At 65.6% G+C, this 1984-nt stretch carries 2 protein-coding genes; one reads left to right on the forward strand and one right to left on the reverse strand.

What is annotated here, in order from left to right:
- A partial coding sequence (locus A5706_RS07070; RefSeq protein WP_156766993.1) for a PPE family protein occupies positions 1 to 413 on the reverse strand: 413 nt, incomplete at its 3' end.
- 713 nt (positions 414 to 1126) lie between these two features.
- On the opposite strand from A5706_RS07070, the gene A5706_RS07075 reads away from it, so the two are divergent.
- Positions 1127 to 1900, forward strand: a complete 774-nt coding sequence (locus A5706_RS07075) for a response regulator transcription factor (protein WP_068128567.1) — start codon at positions 1127 to 1129, stop codon at positions 1898 to 1900.
- Positions 1901 to 1984: the final 84 nt, after the last annotated feature.

Consider the following 1984-nt stretch of genomic DNA (forward strand, 5'->3'; position numbering starts at 1 on the left):
GCCTCGGTGGCCATGATCGCGGGCGTGTTCTGCCCGAAGATGTTGGTCGCGATCAACGCCATGAGCTGAGCGCGGTTGGCCGCGACCAGTGGCGGCGGCACCGTCATCCCATACGCCGTTTCGAAGGCGGCCGCAGCGGCCGTGGCCTGCGTGGCCGCCTGCTCGCATTGCCCGGCGGTGGCGGTCATCCATGTGACGTAGGGCGTGACCGCGGCGGCCATCGACAGCGACGTCGGCCCCAGCCACGACTCGTCGGTCAGGCCCGCGATCACCGACTGGTAGCCGCTCGCGGCGTCGGTCAGCTCGGCGGCCAGCGACTCCCACCCTGCGGAAGCCGCCAACAGAGTGCCGGGGCCCGGCCCCAAATACATCCGACCGGAGTTGATCTCCGGTGGCAACGCGCCAAAGTCCATTCCTATCCCTATCTCTCGTTCGAGTTTGCTGCGTCGATTGCGTTCGAGCGGCGTCGTCGCCCTCGCCGCCGCGGAACCTGGTGGTGGTCGACGACGGGCGGCGGGGCCGGATGGCCCGCGCGACGGCTCCGTGGCCGCCGGCGACGACTAGGTCCGAGGCCACCGACGATCGCAGGGACGGGCGCGTGGCCGCCCCTCGGTGGCGATGCTTCGGAAGAGGCCGGATCGGTCAGGTCTCCGGCGGCCGCCACCGGCCGCGTAGAACCGATGCCCCGGGCGTCATCAACCGTCGTCAAAGCTGTTCCGGATGGGCCGCTGTCCGGCGGCATCATGAAATGCATTCAGCCCTACGATTATTCGTAACGTCGCGTAACTTCATGGTAACGAGAGTCGGCGGGCAGCCGACGCCTGCCGTCGTCCGTGCATGCCGAACGGCGGTGGAGTGCGTTACGGTGCGGCGTCTTCTGATCAGTGAAATCCATTCGCAGAGAGTCGATTTAGATATTTGACGGGGCGGGGTGTCCTGGCCCGCAAGGACCAAGAACCATGCATACCAGTATCTTTGGCAATCCAACTCTGCACAACCTCGCCGCAGCGAAACCCACCGCACAAATGATTGGGCGGCTTCCGGGGTGAGCCACGCGGCAGCGCTTTATTTGAGGTTCCTATGAAGTCCGTGACATCCGCATGTGCGCTTGGGAGAATGTAGGAACATGACGGTGATGTCTGGAAACGCAAGCGGCCAGCGGCCACGCCAGGCCATTCTGGGGCAGTTGCCCCGCATCTATCGTGCCGACGGCTCCCCGATCCGGGTTTTGCTGGTGGACGACGAGCCCGCGCTGACCAACTTGGTGAAGATGGCGCTGCATTACGAAGGCTGGGTCGTCGACATCGCCCACAACGGCCGCGAGGCCATCGCGAAGTTCGAGACCGTCAATCCCGACGTGCTGGTGCTGGACATCATGCTTCCGGACGTGGACGGCCTGCGTATCCTGCAGCGCATCCGCGAATCCGATGCCTACACCCCCACGCTGTTCCTCACCGCGCGCGATTCGGTCATGGATCGGGTCACCGGCCTCACCGCCGGCGCCGACGACTACATGACAAAGCCGTTCAGCCTCGAGGAGCTCGTCGCGCGGCTGCGTGGGCTGTTGCGCCGCTCCACGCAGCTGACCCCGCCGGCGGCGGAAACCCTGAAAATCGGCGACCTGCACGTCGACACCGCCAGCCGGGAGGTCACCCGCGGCGGCATCCAGATATCGCTTTCGTCGACCGAGTTCGAACTGCTCCGGTTCCTCATGCGCAATCCCCGCCGCGCGCTGAGCCGCACCGAAATCCTCGACCGCGTCTGGAATTACGACTTCGCCGGCCGTACCAGCATTGTCGATCTGTACATCTCGTACCTGCGGAAGAAGATCGACTCCGGCAGGGAGCCCATGATCCATACCGTCCGCGGCGTTGGGTACATGCTGCGACCACCCGAATGACCCCCGAGCCGCAGACCGGATCCAGGGACCTGCCGCGGTGGCTGCCCCATTCGTTGCGCCGCCAGTTGCTGTTGGGCGTGCTGA

The organism is Mycobacterium sp. E796, from assembly GCF_001672815.1.
Lineage (GTDB): Bacteria > Actinomycetota > Actinomycetes > Mycobacteriales > Mycobacteriaceae > Mycobacterium.

What these genes read in the sequence shown, in the direction of transcription:
- A5706_RS07075 (WP_068128567.1), top strand. Translation starts at nt 1,127, where the DNA reads ATGACGGTGATGTCTGGAAACGCAAGCGGCCAGCGGCCACGCCAGGCC.